This is a genomic window from Flavobacterium sufflavum (assembly GCF_004016525.1).
GTDB classification, from domain to species: domain Bacteria; phylum Bacteroidota; class Bacteroidia; order Flavobacteriales; family Flavobacteriaceae; genus Flavobacterium; species Flavobacterium sufflavum.
The window spans coordinates 184,449-205,602 of the sequence record NZ_SACJ01000004.1 but is presented as its reverse complement, the minus strand read 5'-3'; the positions used below and the strand labels follow the sequence as shown (position 1 = coordinate 205,602).

Sequence of the window (21,154 nt, the reverse complement as noted above, 5' to 3'; positions counted from 1 at the left end):
AGCCAGCAGCTTACTCTTTTTGTTTTATATATACTTTTCTAATAACAATTAAAACAGGAATTAAGACCGAATAGATGATAAAAAAAGGAATGATAAATTCAATCCAATTTAATAGTAACATTACACAAATTAATAATAATTGAAATCCTAATCCATATAGGGAAACTAAGCTCATGAACCAATTAGGGAAGGTTTTTAATTGGGAAGCACTGCGGTCTAGTTTGTAAATTATTTTATCAAAAACACCGTAAACAATAATGTAAATCCGGAATAGGATAGTTACCCATTTTTGATTTTCTCCTTCAAATGCTTTTGGAGTTTTGTTTTCAAAAATTCTACTGGTTTTATCTCCATCGACTGATTTGGTTCTTAAAATCACATAATAATAATTGTATAAGGTTCCCTGTAACTGAATACAAAAAAATGCGAGAAGAGTAGTCTGAAAAGAGTTGTCGGAAACAGTACAAATAGCCATTAGAAACAAAAAATTGAGAACAATGTCAAACAGACTGTCAAGGTACCTTCCTGTATAAGAAGGCGTTTTTTTTATCCGTGCCAATTCGCCATCAGCGGCATCAATAATGGATTTTAATATAATGAAAAAACAAGCTAAATTATAGTGACCTTTTAGGATACAGTAAATCGCTATGATTCCCGATACTCCAAAAAGTAACGTGACATGAATAGGTGTAAATCGCGTGTTTTTTAGTGTATTGGCAATCCATTTTCCAGCAGATCTTCCGTAATCAGATAAATCAATAAATCTGTTTTGTGAAGCAAGTTTAGACATTTATAGAAATGAATAAGAAAATGCGACAATATAGTCTGTAGTAAATATAGTCAAAAAAAAATACTATTTAGACAATCGGTGTAAGCTGTAAGTCATGGCTGACAACAGGAAAAAAGCATTCACTTGATGAATTAGTCCCAACCATAACGGAACTCCATAAAGCAATGTGAAAACACCCAGAGCAAATTGAACGAAGACAAGGAAAACCAATGTTTGGATTCCTTTTCTCTGATTGTAATCTAAATTAAATTTTCTACTTTTAAAATATAAAAAGAGTATAAAGGCAACAACTACATAAGCTAAAGTTCTGTGGACAAATTGTACACCGCTTTTGCCTTCGGTAAAACTTAAAAGAAGACTGTCTTGTTCTAAAAATACACTGTCATGAATAAATTGTCCATCACTCATTAAAGGCCAATGATTGTGGATTAAACCGGCATTTAAACCTGCAACAAAACCACCGTAGATAATTTGTAATAACAGAAAAAACAAAGCGTATCGGGCAATAGAGCGAAGTGATTTTTCTACATTTCTTTTTACAGGATATATTAAATCTAAGGCTACCCAAAAAGTATAGGCAAAGGTGATAAAAGCCGTAGTAAGGTGTAGTGCTAATCTAAAATGACTTACATCAGGATTGTCAATTAATCCGCTTTTTACCATAAACCAGCCAAAAAATCCTTGTAATCCACCCAATCCTAAAAGAATAACACATTTTTTAATAGTGCTATTGTCGAGTTTTTTTCGAATTAAAAAATAGATAAAAGGAACAATAAATACCATTCCGATAGCACGACCTATAAAACGGTGAAACCATTCCCAGAAATAAATGAATTTATAGTCAGAAAGTGTAAAATCGTTATGAACGTTTATTAATTTGTATTCTGGAAATTGTTTGTATTGATTGAAAGCTTCCTGCCATTTGGCTTCGGTAAGCGGAGGCAGGGTGTCGGTGATGAGATGCCAGTCGGTCATGGATAAACCGGAATTAGTCAGTCTGGTGATTCCACCTACAATAACCATTATAAAAATTAATACACAGCCTGAAAGTAGCCAGATAATAACGGATTTATTTTTTTTCATGAGATTCAAAGTTTCAAAGCTTATATGATTATGTGATTCACTTTGTTTGGTATGATAATTCTAATTTTTTCAGTTGATTTTTTTTAATCCCAATTTTTCCGCACGTTTTAAAACAAATTGATAGGCTGCTTCGTATTCGTTTGGAATTTCTCCTTCTAAAATAGCTTCTTTTACAGCTTCTTTTAAAATACCGATTTCTCTGGATGGTTTTAAATCAAATATTTCCATGATTTCTTCGCCTGAAATTGGGGGCTGGAAATTACGAACAGAGTCTTTTTCTTCGACTTCGACTATTTTTTGGCGGACTATTTCAAAGTTTTTATGGTATTTTTTAAATTTTGCTGGGTTTTTAGTTGTAATATCAGCTTCGCAAAGGGTCATTAAATTTTCGACATCTTCGCCTGCATCAAAAACCAAACGACGCACAGCCGAATCGGTAACGATATCTTGAGAAAGGACAATAGGTCGCGAACTCATGATAACCATTTTTTGAACAAATTTCATTTTTTGATTCAAAGGCATGTGTAGGCGTTCAAATATTTTTTTTACCATTTTGCCACCCAGATATTCATGTCCGTGAAAAGTCCAGCCTTGCTTTTTGTTGAAGCGTTTGGTAGGTGCTTTTCCTATGTCGTGCAATAAAGCCGCCCAACGCAACCAAATGTCATCTGTATTAGGACAGATGTTGTCTACAACTTCAAGGGTATGGTAAAAATTGTTTTTATGTGTTTGACCTTCTATTTCCTCCACTTGATTTAAAGCCGTCAATTCAGGTAATAAAATTTCCAAAAGACCTGTTTTGTACAGGTGTAAAAAGCCTATGGATGGTTTGCTGGTAGAAAGGATTTTATTCAATTCATCTACAATTCGTTCTCCGGAAATAATTTTGATGCGTTCAGCATTTTTGGTTATGGATTGTAGCGAGTGTTTTTCTATGTCAAAATTCAATTGGGTTGCAAATCGGATGGCGCGCATCATTCGCAAAGGATCGTCAGAATAAGTAATGTCCGGATCCAAAGGTGTTTTTAATATTTTGTTTTCAATGTCTTTAAGTCCGTCAAAAGGATCTAATAAATCTCCAAAATCAGATTCGTTTAAAGATAATGCCAATGCGTTGATGGTAAAGTCGCGTCGGTTTTGGTCGTCTTCTAATGTGCCATTTTCGACAATAGGATTTCTACTGTCATGAGTGTAAGATTCTTTTCTGGCACCCACAAATTCTATTTCGGTATCTTCAAAACGCAACATGGCTGTTCCATAGGTTTTGAAAACCTGAACTTTAGGTTTTTTAGGTAATAATTCGGACACTTTTAGGGCTAATTCGATTCCGCTGCCTACAGCAACAATATCGATGTCTTTTTTAAAATCACGTCCTAAGATTAAATCTCTCACAAAACCACCAATGACGTAGCTGTCCACTTGAAGCTCTTTTGAAGCCTGAGAGATAAATTTAAAAATAGGATTATGTAAGGCTGATTTGTAGTTCATTAAAAATTTCAATTGAAAAAATCCAAATTCCAAAATGTTTTTAGGAATTGGAATTTGTTTTTTGGAAGTTACTTCCTTATTATTTTTACCTGAGAATCATTTGTTAATTTGATAATTGTAGATGGTTTTCCGGCAATTTTATCGCGGTGCAAATTTACAATATAGTCAACACCTTTTATAATTTCGGGACTAATATCTTTGAAAGCGATAGGAGTAGGCTGTCCTGAGATATTTGCAGAAGTAGAAACCAGTGGTTTTTTCATGCGTTCTAATAGTTTGTAGCAAAAAGGCTCTTTAACAAGTCTCATGGCAAGCGTATTATCAGGTGCAATTAAGTTAGCAGCAACATTTCTAGGTTGGTCTAAAACCAGAGTTGTTGGGTTTTCGGATAAATCCAGAATTTGCCAGGCTACTTCAGGAATTTCTTTGAAGACGTTGTAAAGCATTTTTTCGCCATTCATCAAAACAATCATGCTTTTGCTTTCTTCCCGCTGTTTTAGAGCATATATTTTTTTTATTGCTTCTGCATTGGTAGCGTCGCAGCCTATTCCCCAAACCGTATCGGTAGGATAAAGAATAATGCCTCCTTCTTTTATTATTTCGTAGGCTTTGTGTACTTCGGTATTAATATCTTGCATAAGAATTTTAAATAAAAGCAAAGGTATTCAATACAACTTGTTTTAAGAAATATGTTTTCTGTTTTCGTAGAAAATAAAATTTGTATTTTTGAACAAAATTTTATCGATGCAACTACTAGTTTATTTACTAACATATCCTTTATTAATATTAATTTCCCTTTTACCATTTAGATTGTTGTATGTGTTATCGGACTTCATTTTTGTGTTGGTATATTATGTTGTTGGCTATCGTAAGAAAGTAGTGCGGGAGAATTTATTGTTGGCATTCCCTGATTATACTGAAGTTAAACGCAAAGAAATCGAAATCAAATTCTATAGACATATGTGCGATATGTTTTTAGAAATGATGAAAACCATGTCTATTTCGCAGAAAGAAATGGAAGAGCGCTTTGTTTTTAAGAATTTGGATGTCTATTTGGATTTAGAAAAGAAAGGTAAAAGTATTGCCATGATGATGGCTCATTATGCCAGTTATGAATGGGCTATATTGATGAATACTAAAATTAGTTTTGAAGCATTTGCCATTTATAAACGTTTGAGTAATCGATATTTTGATAATCTAATACGCAAAATACGCTCTAATTTTAAAACCAGATTGATTCATACCAGGGAGAGTGTTTCTGTTATTGAGCACAATGAAATTAAAAAGAATAAAGGGCTTTATGGTTTTATTAGTGATCAATCACCAAGGGCGAGGGGTACTAGACATGTAGGGCAATTTATGGGGGTTAAAGTGCCTGCTTTTACAGGAGCTGAAATGCTTTCGAAAAGATTTGATATGAATGTGATCTATTTAAGAGTTACCAAAGTAAAAAGAGGTTTTTATGAAGCCGAAATTGAAATTCTTTCAGAAGATGTAAAAAGCGTTCCTGATTATCAAATAACAGATTTGTTTCTGAAAAAAGTAGAAAGTCAAATAATAGAAGCTCCGGAATACTATTTGTGGACCCATAAACGATGGAAACATAAAGAAAAGTAATGAGTGATTATCATCCTTGTTAGTTCTGTAAATGGGTCATTAAAGAATATTTTTTTTTAATACTTCATGTATATTAACTTTTAGATTTGGGGGGTATATTCAAATTATATTTGTAAATAAATGAAATATAATTATGAAAATACTAGATATTTTGGGAGCAAAAGATTGGGGAGGAAATGAACAACAAATTAATTTGTTTAATTAAAATCCTAACATCAATCTCACAATATCATCTTAAACTTATCTATTATTGTGTAATAAAAAAATCGTTACAAAGATAATTAATAATGACAAAAGTAAAAAGAATTGCAATCGTTACTACTGATTCATTCGGTTATGTTGACTATTTGGCTGATAAATTAAACGCTGTAGAAAATGTTGATTTAGTTTATATCAATATTGACTCTATATCCTTTTCATATAAAAATAAACTTTCAAGAATTGGAAATGTACTCAGGAAAACTTTTTCCTTTCCAGGTTTGAAAGAAATAAACAGAACCAATTATATTAAAAATAAACTTTCTAATCAGTTTTTTGATCAGATTTTGGTCATTAGACCTGATAAGATTTCAAAATCAGCTTTATTATGTTTAAGGGAAAACACACAACAACTGGTTTGTTATTTGTTTGATGGTATTGAGAATTTTAAAGACCAAAAGAAAACATTGAGTTATTTTGATATTGTTTACAGTTATGATAAAAAAGATGCAGAAAAATATAATTTTACATTTCTGAGCAATTATATTTACGATGATGAAATTGAAAAAAAGCCAATTACTAATCTGGCTTTTAATATTTCTTCTTATGATAAAAGATTTCCATTTTTAGAAAATCTGGCAAAATATTTAAAACAAATTAAAGTTTCTTTTCGCTTTATTGTCAAAAATGAGAAACTTTTTAGTCATGATTTAATTGAAGTTTCTGAACGGTATTTATCAATATCTGAAGTGAAAATTATTATAGCCGAGAGTTTAGCTTTAGTTGATATACAAAAAGAAAATCAACAGGGACTAAGTTTTCGTATTTTTGAAGCTTTAGGATACAGAAAAAAAATAATTACAAATAATCAGGATATTATAACTTATGATTTTTATAATCCGAACAATATTTTTGTAATTACTGAAGATAATTATCAGGTTTCAAAAGATTTTTTTGATAGTCCTTATGTAGAAATCCCTCTTGGTGTTTTAAAAAAATATCATATAAATAACTGGATTTTAGTAGTTTTTAATGTTGAGTGTGATTTGTAAATGATTTGTATAAACGATAATAATTTTGCTTCATTACGTTTAAATTATGGTTTTTTAGAACCAATTCATAAGCATTAGTTTTTATAGTTTCGGCTAGTTGCTTGTCATTTAAAATTTTTAAAACACCCTTTGCAAGGTTTTCGGAATCTTTTAAGTTGGTTACAAAACCTGTTTTGGCATTTTCTATTACTTCTGCAATTCCTCCGGCATTTGTGGCTACGACTGGAATTTTTGTAGCAAATGCTTCATAAATTGTTAATGGTAATCCTTCTGTTATGGATGTTAAGAGAAAAATATCGAATTCCGGTAATAATTCCTGTATGTTGTTTCTAAAGCCCATAAAAATAATATCATTTTCCATGTTTTTTGAAGCAGCATATTTTTCCAGTTCTGGTCTTTGATCTCCATCTCCAATGACAACAAATTTCAGAGATAGATCCTCAGTTTTTTTGTTCATTATTTCTCTAGCCGTGTCAATAAAGGTGAAAATATCCTTTTGAGCGGTTAAAGCGGCAACATTACCAATAATAAGAGTTTCTTTTGGTAATGAGAATTCCTGATGAATTAATCCTTTACTTTTATTTTTTGAGAAAAAAGTAACATCTATAGCATCGTAAATAGTGACTAGTCTACTTTTATCTTTTATGATAGTATCAAAGATGGCTTCTACGGCTTTAGAAACGCATATTATTTTTGTTATTTTAGGATGTGAGTATTTGTACCTATTTAAAAATTTATCTTTAATCCTATTGTTTCTTTTTCTACTTAAGACAATTTTTGTTTTTGATGGAAGAAATACTGAAGCTAATAAAGTTGCAGTTAATGCATTTGAATCATGTACATGAATTAAATCGACTTTTTCTTTTCTGCAAATTTTAATAATAGGCTTTATAAGACTAAATATTTTCGAGGTTTTAGAATAGGTGTAATGTTTAGAATTGTCCTGTATGCATTTTTTTGATAGTATAGAATTTTCGGGACACAATATAATTTGGTTTAAATCCTTATATTCTTCTAGAAGCTTAAAACCTGTATATAATTGAGCATCTCCTCCTCTCCATTCAGTCACTGTTGTAATATTGAGAATATTCATGTTTTAGAAATGTTAAAATGAGAGCTGCAAAGTAATATTAAATATTTGAATAATAAAAATTGGTATGTTTAGGTTTTCTTTTTACTTTATAGATTTACTCCAATTTCCTGTATTTCATCCAAAGCAGAAAGTAAGCTTTAAGGATGGCAAAAGTATGGATGTAAGCCAGTATAAAACCTTCTTTTCCATCTAAAAAACCTAAGCGAAGCAGATATTGTCTGAAAAAATATAAATTAGGCTTTATGATAAAGTGATAAAAGTTGGGTTTTTGGTTTTTGCTGTAAAGGTATTCAGCTTGCAATTTACCATAAAAACTGAGCTTTGTGTTATAACTGTCAAAACTTTTGTAGCTAAGGTGTTTTACTTTTTCTTTTAATAGTTTAGTTTTACTACTGATTAATCGGTTGCCAAGGACAAAGTTTTCGTCGTATTTGCAAAATTTCTTATTGAAAATTCGAATCACTTTATCTGATTGCCAACCTCCAAATTTTATCTGTTTCCCAAAGAAATATAAATTTCGTTTAACGGAATATGCTGTAAAATCATTTTGAGAATCAAGGTTTTTAAGAATTTCGCCGCTTAACTCTGGTGAAATAACTTCATCTAAATCAAAAAAAACAATCCAGTCATTTTTTGCTTGCCCGATTGCAAAATTCTTTTGTTTGGCAAAATCGTCAAACGTTCTTTGAAAAACAACAACTCCAGCTTCTTTGGCTATTTCTACTGTTTTATCAGAGCTAAATGAATCGATAAAAATAATTTCATCGGCAAAAGATAAACTTTGAATATAACGTTTAACGTTTTCTTCTTCGTTTAAAGTAATGGCTAAGGCAGTTATTTTTGGTTTCAAAATATATTTTGATTTCTGGTTTTAGATATTTAGGCGCAAATGTATAAATTTACACTCATAATTTTGAACTTAAAATTTGCAAATGACACGTTTACCTATATTGATGTACCACAATGTTTCTAATGATCTTAAAGATAGTAAAGGTTTGACTGTTTTTTGTGGTGCTTTAGAAGAGCAGTTTCGTTATTTGCAGCAGGAAAGATATACGACTTATCATTTTTCGGAATTAGAGAATAGAGCCTCAATAAATCCTAAAAGCGTGGTGATTACTTTTGATGATGTGACTGTGAATCAATTGGATTACGCAGTTCCTTTACTTCAAAAATACAATTTAAAAGCTACTTTTTTTATTCCGTTTAGTTATATTGGAAATGTGGACTCATGGAATTCAGGAAAAGAGAAAATTATGTCTATTGAACAATTGAAAGCATTAGATAGTAGAGTAGAGTTGGGGTTGCATTCTTTTGCACATAAAAGATATGCTGCTTTAACTGAAGCTGAAATCAATACCGATTTTTCTAAATGTTTTGAAATTATAGAGCAAAATGATTTAAAAGTCTATAATGCTCTGGCATATCCTTATGGGAACTATCCTAAAAAAGAGCCTAGTAAATCTATGTTTACTACTGTTTTACGACAAAATAATGTAAAAGTGGGATTGAGAATAGGTAACAGAATCAATAAATTCCCCTTTATTAATCCGTATGAAATTCAGCGAATTGACATTAAAGGAGAAGATAGCCTGTTGAAATTTAAATTTAAATTGCGTTTCGGTAAGTTGAAATTATTTTAATCCTTTTTCAATCAAAATCATTTTAGCATATCTGGAAAAAACACCATAAGAATTAATAGTTGCTACGGCAAGACCAGGAATACCATCAAGAAAACCTCTTTTGATAATGTAAGAATGGAAGAAACGATAAAAAGGCTTGAAGATTAATAAAAAAAGGTTCACTTTTTTGTTTTTTTCTAATGACATTTGGGCTTGAAACCACGCATAAGAATCTTTCTTGTTTATATAATGAAGTAAACCTTTATAGGTGTAGTGGATTACAAAATTGTCCAAAACCCCTGTTTTTCCTGTAGTTTTTAATTTTTCGTGAACAGCTCCTTCAAAATAGACACCATTATTTTTGACTAATCGGAGTACTTTGCTTTCCGAATGGTATAAAAAACGATTCATGTAAAAATGAGGAAACTTTAGTTTGTAGGAATTGTATTTAGAGCTGTTAATAGCTTCTTGAATTTCGATTTGCAGTTTTTTTGAAATTCTTTCGTCGGCATCCAAAAATAAAATCCAATCGCCTGTTGCAAAAGAAATTGCGTGATTTTTTTGATTGGAAAAATTATCAAATTTTCGGTCTAACACTTTACATCCTAATTCAACCGCTTTTTCTTTAGTCCCATCAGTACTAAAAGAATCAATTACGATAATTTCATCAGCAAATTCAATTGATCTTATTGCATCTTCAATATAATCAATTTCATTATATGTTGGGATTATGGCGGTAAGTTTAGTCATTTTTTTTTAGTGTTAAATGTCGCAAAATTAGTAATTTTGATTATTTTTGGGAGATTATGCAAAAAAATATTTCAATTATTATCAGTACCTATAATTCGCCTGAATTATTAAAGAAAGTTTTATTTGGTTATAACACTCAAACCTATAGGGATTTTGAGGTTGTTATTGCTGACGATGGTTCTTCGCAAGATACTTTTGATTTGATTGAAAAAATGAAACAAAAAGTTTTTTATAGCATACGTCATGTTTGGCATCCGGATAATGGTTTTCAAAAAACAATGATTCTTAATAAAGCAGTTTTAGAGACATCGGCAGATTATATTTTGATGACCGATGGCGATTGTATTCCTCGTGCAGATTTTGTAGAACATCATATCAAAAATCGTGAATTGGGTTTTTTTCTTTCAGGCGGTTATTATAAATTAACGGATTCTATTTCGAAAAAAATTACGAAAAACGATATTTATTCAGGTAGCTGTTTTGATCTTAAATGGTTGAAAAAAAATGGAATATCTTTTTCTTTTAAAAACAATAAAATCTGCGAATATGGATTTAAAAGTTGGTTTTTAAATAATATTACACCAACAAAACCAAGCTGGAATGGTCATAATGCATCCGGGTGGAAAGCTGATTTTATAGCGGTAAATGGTTTTGATGAACGTATGCAATATGGAGGCGAAGACAGGGAATTTGGGGAAAGATTGGTTAATTATGGTGTCAAACCCAAACAAATTCGTTATGCTGCTATTTGCTTGCATTTGGATCATCCTCGTGGTTATGTTAAACCTGAAATGATTATAAAGAACCAACAAATTCGTAAAGAAACTAAAACCTTAGGTAAGGTTAGAACTGAATTTGGATTGCAAAAATAAATCCTAATTCTAATCCTTTTTCAATAAAATAATTTCGATATACTTCTGAAATACCTCATATATATTGTACTTGTGAGGAGTTGTTTTAAAAATATTCATAAAATCTCTTAAATAAATCACAAAAAACGTTTGATATTAAATAGAAACAAGCTGATTTTCTCTTTTTTTTTAACGTTGTATTGGTTTGAAACCAAAAATAGGAGTCTTATTTTTGCAAAAAATAAAAAAACCGTTGTTTGTTAAGGAATCATGGAAAAAGATTTAAAAAAAAATTAAACTTTTTTAAACTTTTAGGGTCTAATCTACGGTTAGAATTAACAACAGTATTAATAAAAGCAATTCCCAAATCGCTAAAAAAAAGAAAATGAAAATATCTGTAATTGTAAGTACTTATAATTCTGTTGAATGGCTTAAAAAAGTCATTTGGGGTTATAATACGCAAACATATCGCAATTTTGAAATGGTCATTGCTGATGATGGTTCACGTCAGGAGACTTTTGATTTAATTGATGAATTGAAAAAAGAAGTTTTTTATCCTATTATCCACGTTTGGCATGAAGATAATGGTTTTCAAAAATCTCAGATTTTAAATAAAGCTATTTTAGCCTGTACAACTGATTATATAATGATGTCTGATGGCGATTGTATTCCGCGTCCGGATTTTGTTGAGCAGCATATCAAGTTTAGGGAGGAAGGTTGTTTTCTTTCAGGAGGTTATCATAAATTACCGATGCAATTGTCCCAAAATATTACAGAAGAAGATATTTATTCCATGAAATGTTTTGATGTTTCCTGGTTAAAGAAAAACGGAATGAAAGCTTCTTTTAAGAATAATAAAATAAATGCGACCGGTGTAAAAACTTCAATCTTAAACTTTTTGACGCCAACTACTCCAAGTTGGAACGGGCATAATGCTTCGGGCTGGAAAAAAGATATTTTGGCTATCAATGGTTTTGATGAACGTATGCAATATGGCGGTCAGGATAGGGAATTAGGTGAACGATTGGTGAATTATGGTGTGAAACCGAAACAAATTAGATACAGTACGGTTTGTTTGCATTTAGATCATCCACGTGGTTATGCCACACCTGAATCTATTAATAAGAATAAAAATATTCGAAAAGAAACCAAATTGCAAAAGAAAAAATGGACTGATTTTGGAATCCTAAAATAAGCAAAAAAGCATTCGTTATGGCGAATGCTTTTTTGTTATAAATTGTTTTTCAGGAAGATGTCCAATTCAGGAATAATCATTTCAGGAGTTAATTGTTTGTATAATTCATCTGGATTTTTTTCAATTCTTTTGCATTCCTCAAAAGTAAAACTGTCAAATAAATTAGGTCTCATCTCCAATAGGTGTACCGAGTGATGGAATTTTCCATCTTCAAAACTGGCCCAATGGTCTTTGTTTACATACGGGGAAAAGATTGTAAAAGTGGGTTTATTCAAGGCTTTGGCAATATGTACGCTTCCTCCTTCATTGGAAACTAAAACACTACATTGGTTCATTACTTTTATAAAATCCCGAATACTTGGAGCATAAATGTCTAAAATGATATTGGCTTTGTTTTGGCAAAGTGCATATATTTTTTCAGCTTCTGCTTTTTGATGAGGTGCATAGTTGAATAAGATGTAGGCATCATATTGATTGGCTATAAAATCAACCATTTTTGCTACATAATTATACGGCATCGATTTTTGAGGAGTACTTCCTAATATACCAAAAACGATTACTTTTTTATCGGTATAGTTGCCTAATTGATTTTCGGATTTCTCCTCATCAGTTAAAAATAATTTTGGGACATAATCAATGTTCGAAAATGTTTCGGCTTGTTGTAACAAGTGAATTCGGTCTTCAATGGCTTTACCGCAAATTTTAGTTTTTTCTTTGGATATCGCAATTGGATGAGTGTAATAACCCCAGTTTCCCAGTTTTTTTCGGCTTTTGTGACCAATAGTTTGCTTGGCTCCCGAAAATTTACAAATCAGTTTACTCTGTGTTTTAGAATAAGGATCAAAGATAATGTCGTATTTCTCTTTTTTGACGGTTCGAATAAGCTTTAGTAAGACAGGGAGTTTTTTTAGTTCTTTGTCGTTGATAGAAATAATTTTATCAATATTGGGATTGTTTTGAAGTACTCCGTGTGTGAAATCATACGCCATAAAGTGTATTTCACTATCAGGATGTCTGGCCTTGTAGTTGTTGGCAATTAAGGAGCTGATTAAAACATCTCCAATTCGTTTATTTTGTATGATCAGGACTTTCATGCTGTTTTTATTGTTTTTATTGGAGGCATGTAATTCGCTATTTTGGATAGTTGAAAGCAATTAAATTTGGCATGGCTCATTTCTTCATAAAACTATTTCTTGCCGCAAAGTACTATTTTTTATACTTTTAAACCAAAAATAATATTCAATATCGTGCAAATCACTGTTCATCCACAATACAAAGAAAAAGAAGTCCTTATTCCTCAGCTGATTGATGTTTTTTTTGATAGTGGCGATTTGATTGTGCAAGGCGCGAGAAACACTATTAAATCTAATTTTCTAGGAACTGAAAAAGTTAATATTAAGTTTTTTCAAAAACCGGGACTTTTTAAATCGATTGTTTATTCTTTTTTTAGAAGTACCAAAGCCAAGCGTTCTTTTGATTATGCCAATTACCTTTTGAAAAACGGCATTGCAACCCCTTTTCCGGTTGCTTATATCGAACAAAAAAATAGTTTTGGTTTACTTCAGGACAGCTATTACATCTGTCAGCAAATAGATTATGATTTTACTATTAGAGAATTAATTCACGATCCATTGTTTCCGGAGCGAAATGTTATTTTGGAACAGTTTGCAGCTTTTACCTATAAGATGCATGAAGCCCGAGTGAATTTTTTAGATCATTCACCGGGAAATACCCTTATTGTTAAAAAAGGCGAGGGGCAATTTGATTTTTATTTGATTGATTTGAATAGGATGAAATTTGAAAATTTATCAATCGAAGCACGAATGGATAATTTCAAAAAAATGTGGCTTTCGAAAACCATGGTCAAAGTAATTGCGAAAAAATATGCAATATTAAGCGGAGAATCAGAAGTGAAATTACATCAAATTTTACTCGAAAAGACAAAAGCTTTCAAAGGTAAAATTACCCGAAAGAAGTATATGAAGCGAAAACTGAAATTAATGAAATAAAAAATTCCAAATTTCAATCGTTACAACAATTGGAATTTGGAATTTAAAATATTTTGAATTTGAAATTATACCGCTACGTCGTATTCTCTTAACGCATTGTTTAATGACGTTTTCAAATCAGTAGATGGTTTACGAGTACCAATGATTAAAGCACAAGGCACTTGGTATTCACCACCAGCGAATTTTTTAGTGTAACTTCCAGGGATTACTACTGAACGTGCAGGAACAAAACCTTTCATTTCAACTGGAGTCTCTCCTGTAACATCGATGATTTTAGTAGAAGCTGTTAAACATACATTTGCACCAAGAACGGCTTCTTTACCTACGTGAACTCCTTCTACTACAATACAACGAGAACCTACGAAAGCACCATCTTCAATGATAACCGGAGCAGCTTGCAATGGCTCTAAAACTCCACCAATACCAACACCACCACTCAAGTGAACGTCTTTTCCAATTTGAGCACAGCTACCTACAGTTGCCCAAGTATCTACCATAGTTCCGGCATCAACATAAGCACCAATGTTTACATAACTAGGCATCATGATTACACCACTGGAAATAAAAGAACCATAACGAGCAGAAGCTCCAGGAACTACACGAACACCTTTTTCAGCATAGTCTCTTTTTAATTCCATTTTGTCATGGTATTCAAAAATTCCGGCTTCTATAGTTTCCATTTTTTGAATAGGGAAGTACATAACTACTGCTTTTTTAACCCATTCGTTTACTTGCCATCCGTCACCTTTTGGTTCAGCAACACGTAATTTTCCTGAATCTAATAATTCGATAACTTCTCTAATCGCGTTAGTAGTTGTTTCTTCTTGCAACAAAGCTCTGTTTTCCCAGGCTTGTTCTATAATTGTTTGTAATGCGCTCATTTTTGAATATTTTTTGACAAAGATATGTTTTTAAAGCAAAAACCAAAAGTCAAATTAATTTAATATATTTCAAAAGAGAAAAGCATTTTGTATCTTTAAATAATAAGAACTTTTATGAAAGATAATTTTTCAAAACAGGCTTCAGGCTATTCAAAATTTCGTCCGCAGTATCCGGATGAATTGATTCGCTATATTGTTTCTTTTGTCGAAAATAAATCACATGCACTTGATATTGCTACAGGGAATGGTCAGGTGGCGCATAAGTTATCAGCTTTTTTTGACATTGTTTGCGGAATCGATATTAGTCAGAATCAATTGGATAATGTTATTCAGGCTGATAATATAATTTATAAAGTTTCCCCGGCAGAAAAAACAAGTTTCGAGAATCAAAAATTTGATTTGATAACTGTAGCACAGGCAGTACACTGGTTTGATTTTGGTTTGTTTTACAAAGAAATATACCGGATTCTAAAACCCGATGGTGTTTTTGCTGTTATTGGATACGGATTATTTTCAACCAATGCCGATTCGGACAAAATTTTAAACCATTTTTATTATAATATAGTAGGACCTTATTGGGATAAAGAACGAAAATATTTAGATGAAAATTATTTGACAATTCCGTTTCCATTTGAAGAACAGGCAGTAGAGAAATTCGAAAATCAATTGGAATGGGCTTTTGAGGAATTGATAGGTTATCTCGAAACCTGGTCATCAGTCCAGCATTATATTTCAAAAAATGGTCAAAATCCAATAGATTTGATTCGGGATGAATTGAAATCTTCTTGGGAAGAAAATGATAAAAAAGTAACTTTTCCGTTGTTGCTTAGAATTGGGAAATTGAAGTGATTTTTTCAAAGGGATTATTCGATAAAAAATAGCTTGAAAAAGCTTATATTTGTATTGTAAATTACGACTGTTATGGAAGCGATTAGATTGGAATTTAAATCAGAGATTAAAGAGAAAATTTTAGAATTATTAAGTTCGTTTTCTTCGGATGATCTAAAAATAGTTCAAGAAGATCCTGATTTCGATGCAAATAAGAAAAAATTGGACGCTACTTTGGCTAAGATTAAAAATGGAACAGCCGAAAGTTGCTCTTTGGAAGAGTTAGATGCATATCTAGAAAAGACTATTTCGGAATATGAAAATTGAAATCACTAAAGATTTTAGGCTTGATTTAAATAGTCAGATTAGGTACATTTCGAAAGACAAACCTATTGCAGCAAGAAAGTTTAAGACTGATTTAATTAAAAATATCAAGAAAGATTTAAAAAATCCACTTCATTTTAAGAAATCCAAATATTATGATGATGAAAACATTAGAGATTATGTTTTTAAATGTTATACTATTGTGTATTATATAGATACAGAACAAGAAATTGTCTCAGTATTCGGTTTCATAAAACATAAAAACTCTTTGTAAAATGCCAAGAATTCTCGCCATAGACTACGGTCAAAAACGTACAGGTATTGCCGTTACAGATGAAATGCAAATCATTGCTTCGGGATTGACTACTATTCCCAGTTCAACAGCAATTGCTTTTTTGAAAGACTATTTTGCTAAAGAAAAAGTAGAGCTGGTACTCATTGGTGAACCCAAACAAATGAACGGACAACCATCCGCGAGTGCGTCTATTATAAAAGGTTTTGTAACTCATTTTACAAATCATTTTCCAGATATGAAAGTATTGCGTGTAGACGAGCGTTTTACTTCTAAAATGGCTTTCCAAACCATGATTGATAGTGGGTTAAAGAAAAAACAACGTCAAAACAAAGCGTTGATTGACGAAATTTCGGCTACAATTATGCTGCAAGACTACTTATCCCGCAAAATGTTTTAATAATTCTTTGTTAAAACGATTAAACGTAGTGATAAATGTAACTTTTTACCCCTCAAATGGTCTTTTAATTATCAGAATAATAAAGTAACTTTGCACTTTATAAAAAAATACTTATGTCTGATACAACCATACGTTCAAATAGTGATGTAGTTCTTATTGGAGCTGGAATTATGAGTGCCACTTTAGGTTTAATTCTAAAAGAATTACAACCTGATTTAACCATTGATATTTACGAAAGATTAGATAGCGCAGCTGCTGAAAGTTCTGATGCATGGAATAATGCAGGAACAGGACATTCTGCTTTTTGTGAATTGAATTATACACCGGAAGGTAGTGATGGAAGTATTGATCCTAAAAAAGCCATCAGTATAGCGGAGTCTTTTGAGGTTTCTCGTCAATTTTGGGCATATTTAGTTCAACAGGAAAAGGTATCAGCTCCGGAAAATTTTATAAAAAGAATTCCACATATCAGTTTTGTATGGGGAGATAAAAATGTAGACTATCTTAAAAAACGATTCGAAGCTTTACAGGCTAATCCGCTTTTTGAAGAAATGACATATAGTACTGATTTTGCCGAATTAAAAAAATGGATGCCTCTGGTAATGGAAGGCAGAAAAGAATCAGAAAAAGTAGCTGGTACTTCAATGGCTATTGGTACTGATGTGAATTTTGGTGAATTGACTCGTAATATGTTTGGTTACCTGACTAAAATGGAAGGTGTAAACATGTATTTTAATCACGAAGTTAGAAAGTTAAGACAACGTGAGGATAAATCCTGGAGAATAAAAATTACTGATTTAGGTACTGGAGAAAAAAGAAAAGCCTATACTAAATTTGTATTCATTGGTGCAGGAGGAGGTTCATTGCCGTTATTAGAAAAAGCAGATATCCCAGAAGGAAAAGGTTTTGGAGGTTTCCCAGTAAGTGGACAATGGTTGAGATGTACTAATCCAGAAGTAATTGCGCAACACGAATCAAAAGTGTATGGAAAAGCATCAGTGGGTGCACCACCAATGTCGGTTCCTCATATTGATTCCAGAATGATTAATGGTGAGAAACAATTATTGTTTGGACCTTTTGCAGGTTTTTCAACCCGTTTCCTGAAAAATGGTAAATATTCTGATTTGCCAAAATCAATACAATTGGATAATATTGTACCAATGGTTATGGCGGGAGTTAAAAATATTCCGTTAACCAAATATTTAATTGAGCAAGTAAGACAATCTCCTGCTGATAGAATTAAAGCTTTAAGAGAATATGTTCCGGGAGCTAAATCTAAGGATTGGGTGATTGAACGTGCAGGACAAAGAGTTCAGGTAATTAAAAAAGACGAAAAAGAAGGGGGTAAATTAGAATTCGGTACAGAGGTAATTACTTCGGCTGATGGAACTTTATCAGTATTATTAGGAGCGTCACCAGGAGCTTCAACAGCAGTTTCTATTATGATAGATGTAATAGGAAGATGTTACAAAGAAGAAATGAAAACTCCGGAATGGCAGCAGAAATTTAAAGCTATGATTCCTTCTTACGGACAAAAATTGAATGAAAATCCAGAATTGTTAAAAGAAGTAAGAGAAAATACTGCCGAAGTTTTAAAATTAAAATAATAGCTATTTGCTCATATTTATAAAACGAGAATCCCATTAGCCGCGGCTAATGGGATTCTTTTTTTACAGCCATTAACAGCTGCGTTGTTTTTACAATGTTTTCAGATAAACTAGTCAACCAAATTAACTGTTCGATGACTAATTGCGCTTCCTGCATCTTGATTTGGTACTCCTCTTCGTCGATTAGTTTTATTTGTTTTAATTCCTTTGCCCGAATGTTTTTCAATTCAGTAAGTCTTTGGTTTAAATCTTCGTTAGATGCTGCTATTTTCGAATCAGGATTACTTAAGGTATTCATGGCAAACTCTAAATTCTCAATTACTTTGTCTACTACTACATTAAAAGCTTTGGAGGCTTCGGTTGTTTTGTGCGATTGAATATAAGTGCCTAACGAAGCAATAGAAGACAATAACGAATGATTCAATACCGTGAGTTTGTATACCTGAGGAAGTTTGCTCTGCTTCGATTTTGGTTCTTGCAACATTCGCTGAAAAGAAGCCATTAAATTCCCAATTTCGATAAAAGCCTGTTTTCTGGCTAATCGATATTCGGTAGGAACGTCCCCTTTTTGATTGTACAAAATTGAGATTTGCTTCAAATAATTTCGGTTCGCTTCTATAGCGTCTTGTATATAAACCGGTAAGCTTAAAAACTCCCATGAAGGCCATAAAAAATAATTAGCAAGCAGACATAAAACGGCACCTACAAAGGTGTCCAAAATTCGATATTCGATTACATTTCCATTGTCAGGAGATAAAACACCGTAAATTAAGATAACATAAATGGTAATAAAAGTAGCGCCAATTTTATAATTGGTAGGATTGAACGAAAAACCTAAAAGCATGGCAATAATGGCGAGGGTGCTAATAACGTAAGAATCATGAACCACCGATAAGATTCCGAAAGCGATAATACCACCAGCTAAAGTGCCAAAAATACGATGATAAGTGCGCTCATTTGTAAGCCCAAATCCCTGTTTCATAATTACCACTATGGTAAGAATAATCCAATAGACGTTTTCTAAAGGAAGGACTTTCCCAATCATATAACCTAACAAAATAGTGATTGTTATTCTAAGCGAATGCCTGAAAACCGTAGATGAAAAGCTGAAATTTTCAACCAAAGTACTCAGCGGGTAATACTGTGGTTTGATGAATTTTTCAATGTCTTTATCCCGTCCTTTTAAATCTCCGGAATTAATGTTAACAGTATAAGCACGTTCTAAGGTTTTTATTTTTTCGACCTGTTTTTCGGCATAATGCAACATGGTAATGAGCATCAATACCTCTTCGGAAGAGGAATCGGCCTTTAATTCTTTTTTGTAATTGCCAATTGTAATTTCAAATTGATGTAAATCCTCAATTAGATTATGTTCGGATTCATAAGGTTTTCTTTCTATGATGCTTTTGGACAGTAGCTTTAGGCTTTTAGCCAAGTTATACGCTAAATTTTGATAAGTTTCCAAAGCTTTCGGATAGACATCAAACTTTTGATGCAGTTTGTTATGGTCGAAAGAAGTTGATATGGCTAATTCCATTATTTCTACCAATGTGATAAAACTCAACAGCATTTTTCGGTTTTGCCCTGACGAACCTGATTTGGTTCTATTGGTAATTAAAACTTCTCTAATATTTTCGTGAATAGTGTTCAGTTCTACCTGAAAATGCAGTTGCTTTTTGGTAATTGCTTTTCTGTTCGAATTTAATTCCCAAAGATCTCCCCGTAATTTCAGGTATTTTGAGGTTAGTCGGATGCATTCTGCCATTTGTAATTCGACATAATGATTGGGTTTTATGTGGAAAAAAATGACAGAAATAAGGGTGTAGAATAAACCTCCGGCAAATAAAAGTCCTGAATATTGTAGCATTTCCCAACCCGAATTCAGATGGGCAAAAGCTAGTGAAAGCGATAATAAAGCCGAAAAAGAAACCATGGTGGCACGTTGCCCATAGACTAAAATCATCGAGACATTAAAAATCAAGGCGATGAGTACGGGATAGAACAACCACGGATAAGGATAACAAAGGTTAATGATCAGGTTAACTCCCGCTATAATTAATGAAGTAACCAGTAATCCTTTAATTTTATGTTTTAAATTACTGGGAATATCACTCGGGAAAGTAAAGAAAGCCCCTAAAGCAATGGTGAAACCAATATGGAAATTATCTAAGTAAGAAAACAACAGTACGGGAGAAACGGCTGCAATAGTAATTTTTAGGGCGTTGCTGAAATCAGTACCGGCAATAAATTTCTGAATTTTAGAGGTCATAAATTTCGGATTATACACAAAGGTATGAATTGTGCGATTTATCTATTGAATAAATGAAAGTGTTTTTAGTATTTCATTTAAAAATACTATTTCTCGGTTTTCCGTTTAAGCTTTGTCTAAATTTTTACTATTTTTGGCAATCCTAATTCAGGATGTAGAACCTTTATTTGAGGTTAATAATATTTAATACAACAACAATGATTTTACCAATTGTAGGATATGGCGATCCGGTTTTGAGAAAAGTATGTGAGGAAATAACAGCCGAATATCCTGATTTGAAAGAAACAATTGCCAATATGTACGAAACAATGTATAATGCATCTGGAGTAGGACTGGCAGCGCCACAAGTAGGAATTGCAATTCGTTTATTTATAGTAGATGCATCTCCTTTTAGTGACGACGAAGATTTAGCAGCCGATCAACAAAAACAGTTAAAAGGATTCAAACGTACATTTATTAATGCTAAAATCATTAAGGAAGAAGGTAATGATTGGGCTTTTAACGAAGGTTGTTTGAGTATTCCTGATGTTCGTGAAGACGTTTATCGCAAAGAAAAAATTACTATCGAATATTGCGAGGAAGATTTTGTGATGAAAACAGAAGTTTTCGACGGATTGATTGCGCGAGTGATTCAGCACGAATACGATCATATTGAAGGTATTTTATTTACCGATAAAATTTCGTCTTTAAAAAAGCGATTGATCAAAGGGAAATTGAAAAACATCATGGAAGGGAAAACGTTCCAGGAATATAGAATGCGTTTCTTCGGTAAAAAAGGAAGATAAAAAGCCTTCAAAATTCCGTT

The 21,154-nt window shown here is 32.1% G+C and carries 22 protein-coding genes; 12 read left to right on the top strand and 10 right to left on the bottom strand.

Annotated features, from left to right (window positions below; translation table 11 throughout):
• Window positions 1–10 precede the first annotated feature (10 nt).
• From EOD40_RS08905 to EOD40_RS08890, 4 genes are all read right to left on the bottom strand, one after another.
• Window positions 11–790 carry a CDP-alcohol phosphatidyltransferase family protein gene (locus tag EOD40_RS08905; protein ID WP_128194723.1) on the bottom strand — a complete coding sequence of 260 codons (780 nt, stop codon included), beginning with the start codon at window positions 788–790 and terminating at the stop codon, window positions 11–13.
• A gap of 63 nt (window positions 791–853) precedes the next feature.
• Entirely contained in the window at window positions 854–1,873 is a 1,020-nt protein-coding gene (locus EOD40_RS08900; RefSeq protein WP_128194721.1) for a COX15/CtaA family protein, read from the bottom strand.
• Between the two features lie 69 nt (window positions 1,874–1,942).
• Window positions 1,943–3,361 (bottom strand): CCA tRNA nucleotidyltransferase, encoded by a 1,419-nt coding sequence (locus EOD40_RS08895; protein ID WP_128194719.1) that lies wholly within the window; start codon window positions 3,359–3,361, stop codon window positions 1,943–1,945.
• A gap of 68 nt (window positions 3,362–3,429) precedes the next feature.
• The gene (locus EOD40_RS08890) at window positions 3,430–3,999 is read right to left on the bottom strand and encodes an L-threonylcarbamoyladenylate synthase (RefSeq protein WP_128194717.1); all 570 of its coding nucleotides are present in this window, start codon (window positions 3,997–3,999) and stop codon (window positions 3,430–3,432) included.
• Between the two features lie 106 nt (window positions 4,000–4,105).
• Between EOD40_RS08890 and EOD40_RS08885 the strand changes: the two genes are divergently transcribed.
• The gene (locus EOD40_RS08885) at window positions 4,106–4,978 is read left to right on the top strand and encodes a lysophospholipid acyltransferase family protein (protein WP_128194715.1); all 873 of its coding nucleotides are present in this window, start codon (window positions 4,106–4,108) and stop codon (window positions 4,976–4,978) included.
• A 347-nt stretch (window positions 4,979–5,325) separates the two neighbouring features.
• Window positions 5,326–6,228, top strand: a complete 903-nt coding sequence (locus tag EOD40_RS08880; protein ID WP_128194713.1) for a hypothetical protein — start codon at window positions 5,326–5,328, stop codon at window positions 6,226–6,228.
• Here the strand turns inward: EOD40_RS08880 and EOD40_RS08875 are convergent.
• Together EOD40_RS08875 and EOD40_RS08870 are read right to left on the bottom strand one after the other, a co-directional pair.
• A complete protein-coding gene (locus EOD40_RS08875) occupies window positions 6,206–7,321 on the bottom strand; it encodes a glycosyltransferase family 4 protein (RefSeq protein WP_128194712.1) in 1,116 nt (371 codons plus the stop codon). The genes EOD40_RS08880 and EOD40_RS08875 overlap by 23 nt on opposite strands.
• A gap of 94 nt (window positions 7,322–7,415) precedes the next feature.
• On the bottom strand, window positions 7,416–8,171 hold the full coding sequence (locus EOD40_RS08870; protein ID WP_231129603.1) for a glycosyltransferase family 2 protein: 756 nt from the start codon (window positions 8,169–8,171) through the stop codon (window positions 7,416–7,418).
• A gap of 82 nt (window positions 8,172–8,253) precedes the next feature.
• Between EOD40_RS08870 and EOD40_RS08865 the strand changes: the two genes are divergently transcribed.
• Window positions 8,254–8,964, top strand: a complete 711-nt coding sequence (locus EOD40_RS08865; RefSeq protein ID WP_128194708.1) for a polysaccharide deacetylase family protein — start codon at window positions 8,254–8,256, stop codon at window positions 8,962–8,964.
• Here the strand turns inward: EOD40_RS08865 and EOD40_RS08860 are convergent.
• Window positions 8,956–9,693, bottom strand: a complete 738-nt coding sequence (locus tag EOD40_RS08860; protein ID WP_128194706.1) for a glycosyltransferase family 2 protein — start codon at window positions 9,691–9,693, stop codon at window positions 8,956–8,958. The two genes, EOD40_RS08865 and EOD40_RS08860, sit on opposite strands and share 9 nt — an antisense overlap.
• A gap of 56 nt (window positions 9,694–9,749) precedes the next feature.
• On the opposite strand from EOD40_RS08860, the gene EOD40_RS08855 reads away from it, so the two are divergent.
• On the top strand, window positions 9,750–10,565 hold the full coding sequence (locus tag EOD40_RS08855) for a glycosyltransferase family 2 protein (protein ID WP_128194704.1): 816 nt from the start codon (window positions 9,750–9,752) through the stop codon (window positions 10,563–10,565).
• 364 nt (window positions 10,566–10,929) lie between these two features.
• On the top strand, window positions 10,930–11,739 hold the full coding sequence (locus EOD40_RS08850; RefSeq protein WP_128194703.1) for a glycosyltransferase family 2 protein: 810 nt from the start codon (window positions 10,930–10,932) through the stop codon (window positions 11,737–11,739).
• 35 nt (window positions 11,740–11,774) lie between these two features.
• On the opposite strand, the gene EOD40_RS08845 is transcribed toward EOD40_RS08850, so the two are convergent.
• Complete coding sequence (locus tag EOD40_RS08845; RefSeq protein WP_128194701.1) at window positions 11,775–12,833, bottom strand: glycosyltransferase family 9 protein; 1,059 nt, start codon at window positions 12,831–12,833, stop codon at window positions 11,775–11,777.
• Window positions 12,834–12,986: 153 nt separating this feature from the next.
• Between EOD40_RS08845 and EOD40_RS08840 the strand changes: the two genes are divergently transcribed.
• Window positions 12,987–13,748, top strand: coding sequence for a lipopolysaccharide kinase InaA family protein (locus EOD40_RS08840; RefSeq protein WP_128194699.1), 762 nt, complete (start codon window positions 12,987–12,989; stop codon window positions 13,746–13,748).
• 65 nt (window positions 13,749–13,813) lie between these two features.
• Here EOD40_RS08840 and EOD40_RS08835 read toward each other — a convergent pair whose 3' ends face one another.
• Complete coding sequence (locus tag EOD40_RS08835) at window positions 13,814–14,629, bottom strand: 2,3,4,5-tetrahydropyridine-2,6-dicarboxylate N-succinyltransferase (protein ID WP_128194697.1); 816 nt, start codon at window positions 14,627–14,629, stop codon at window positions 13,814–13,816.
• A gap of 114 nt (window positions 14,630–14,743) precedes the next feature.
• Between EOD40_RS08835 and EOD40_RS08830 the strand changes: the two genes are divergently transcribed.
• The 5 genes from EOD40_RS08830 (at window position 14,744) to EOD40_RS08810 (ending at window position 18,080) form a co-directional block, all read left to right on the top strand.
• Complete coding sequence (locus tag EOD40_RS08830) at window positions 14,744–15,478, top strand: class I SAM-dependent methyltransferase (RefSeq protein ID WP_128194695.1); 735 nt, start codon at window positions 14,744–14,746, stop codon at window positions 15,476–15,478.
• A gap of 72 nt (window positions 15,479–15,550) precedes the next feature.
• Window positions 15,551–15,784 carry a hypothetical protein gene (locus tag EOD40_RS08825; protein WP_128194693.1) on the top strand — a complete coding sequence of 78 codons (234 nt, stop codon included), beginning with the start codon at window positions 15,551–15,553 and terminating at the stop codon, window positions 15,782–15,784.
• Window positions 15,774–16,055, top strand: a complete 282-nt coding sequence (locus EOD40_RS08820) for a type II toxin-antitoxin system RelE/ParE family toxin (RefSeq protein ID WP_128194691.1) — start codon at window positions 15,774–15,776, stop codon at window positions 16,053–16,055. The genes EOD40_RS08825 and EOD40_RS08820 overlap by 11 nt, the downstream gene beginning before the upstream one ends.
• Window position 16,056: 1 nt before the next feature.
• Window positions 16,057–16,473: a Holliday junction resolvase RuvX gene (gene ruvX / locus EOD40_RS08815; RefSeq protein ID WP_128194689.1), complete on the top strand. Its 417-nt coding sequence runs from the start codon at window positions 16,057–16,059 to the stop codon at window positions 16,471–16,473.
• A gap of 113 nt (window positions 16,474–16,586) precedes the next feature.
• Window positions 16,587–18,080 carry a malate:quinone oxidoreductase gene (locus EOD40_RS08810; RefSeq protein WP_128194687.1) on the top strand — a complete coding sequence of 498 codons (1,494 nt, stop codon included), beginning with the start codon at window positions 16,587–16,589 and terminating at the stop codon, window positions 18,078–18,080.
• A gap of 46 nt (window positions 18,081–18,126) precedes the next feature.
• Here EOD40_RS08810 and EOD40_RS08805 read toward each other — a convergent pair whose 3' ends face one another.
• Window positions 18,127–20,349, bottom strand: coding sequence for an FUSC family protein (locus tag EOD40_RS08805; protein ID WP_128194685.1), 2,223 nt, complete (start codon window positions 20,347–20,349; stop codon window positions 18,127–18,129).
• A 197-nt stretch (window positions 20,350–20,546) separates the two neighbouring features.
• Between EOD40_RS08805 and def the strand changes: the two genes are divergently transcribed.
• The gene (gene def / locus EOD40_RS08800; RefSeq protein ID WP_128194683.1) at window positions 20,547–21,134 is read left to right on the top strand and encodes a peptide deformylase; all 588 of its coding nucleotides are present in this window, start codon (window positions 20,547–20,549) and stop codon (window positions 21,132–21,134) included.
• Window positions 21,135–21,154 lie beyond the last annotated feature (20 nt).

Excerpts from the sequence above, each read along its gene's own strand:
- ruvX (WP_128194689.1), top strand. The coding sequence starts at position 16,057 with ATGCCAAGAATTCTCGCCATAGACTACGGTCAAAAACGTACAGGTATT.
- EOD40_RS08905 (WP_128194723.1), bottom strand. The coding sequence starts at position 790 with ATGTCTAAACTTGCTTCACAAAACAGATTTATTGATTTATCTGATTAC.
- EOD40_RS08845 (WP_128194701.1), bottom strand. The coding sequence starts at position 12,833 with ATGAAAGTCCTGATCATACAAAATAAACGAATTGGAGATGTTTTAATC.
- EOD40_RS08820 (WP_128194691.1), top strand. The coding sequence starts at position 15,774 with ATGAAAATTGAAATCACTAAAGATTTTAGGCTTGATTTAAATAGTCAG.
- EOD40_RS08895 (WP_128194719.1), bottom strand. The coding sequence starts at position 3,361 with ATGAACTACAAATCAGCCTTACATAATCCTATTTTTAAATTTATCTCT.
- EOD40_RS08875 (WP_128194712.1), bottom strand. The coding sequence starts at position 7,321 with ATGAATATTCTCAATATTACAACAGTGACTGAATGGAGAGGAGGAGAT.
- EOD40_RS08860 (WP_128194706.1), bottom strand. The coding sequence starts at position 9,693 with ATGACTAAACTTACCGCCATAATCCCAACATATAATGAAATTGATTAT.
- EOD40_RS08885 (WP_128194715.1), top strand. The coding sequence starts at position 4,106 with ATGCAACTACTAGTTTATTTACTAACATATCCTTTATTAATATTAATT.
- EOD40_RS08855 (WP_128194704.1), top strand. The coding sequence starts at position 9,750 with ATGCAAAAAAATATTTCAATTATTATCAGTACCTATAATTCGCCTGAA.
- EOD40_RS08835 (WP_128194697.1), bottom strand. The coding sequence starts at position 14,629 with ATGAGCGCATTACAAACAATTATAGAACAAGCCTGGGAAAACAGAGCT.
- def (WP_128194683.1), top strand. The coding sequence starts at position 20,547 with ATGATTTTACCAATTGTAGGATATGGCGATCCGGTTTTGAGAAAAGTA.
- EOD40_RS08830 (WP_128194695.1), top strand. The coding sequence starts at position 14,744 with ATGAAAGATAATTTTTCAAAACAGGCTTCAGGCTATTCAAAATTTCGT.
- EOD40_RS08825 (WP_128194693.1), top strand. The coding sequence starts at position 15,551 with ATGGAAGCGATTAGATTGGAATTTAAATCAGAGATTAAAGAGAAAATT.
- EOD40_RS08865 (WP_128194708.1), top strand. The coding sequence starts at position 8,254 with ATGACACGTTTACCTATATTGATGTACCACAATGTTTCTAATGATCTT.
- EOD40_RS08890 (WP_128194717.1), bottom strand. The coding sequence starts at position 3,999 with ATGCAAGATATTAATACCGAAGTACACAAAGCCTACGAAATAATAAAA.
- EOD40_RS08850 (WP_128194703.1), top strand. The coding sequence starts at position 10,930 with ATGAAAATATCTGTAATTGTAAGTACTTATAATTCTGTTGAATGGCTT.
- EOD40_RS08900 (WP_128194721.1), bottom strand. The coding sequence starts at position 1,873 with ATGAAAAAAAATAAATCCGTTATTATCTGGCTACTTTCAGGCTGTGTA.
- EOD40_RS08810 (WP_128194687.1), top strand. The coding sequence starts at position 16,587 with ATGTCTGATACAACCATACGTTCAAATAGTGATGTAGTTCTTATTGGA.
- EOD40_RS08805 (WP_128194685.1), bottom strand. The coding sequence starts at position 20,349 with ATGACCTCTAAAATTCAGAAATTTATTGCCGGTACTGATTTCAGCAAC.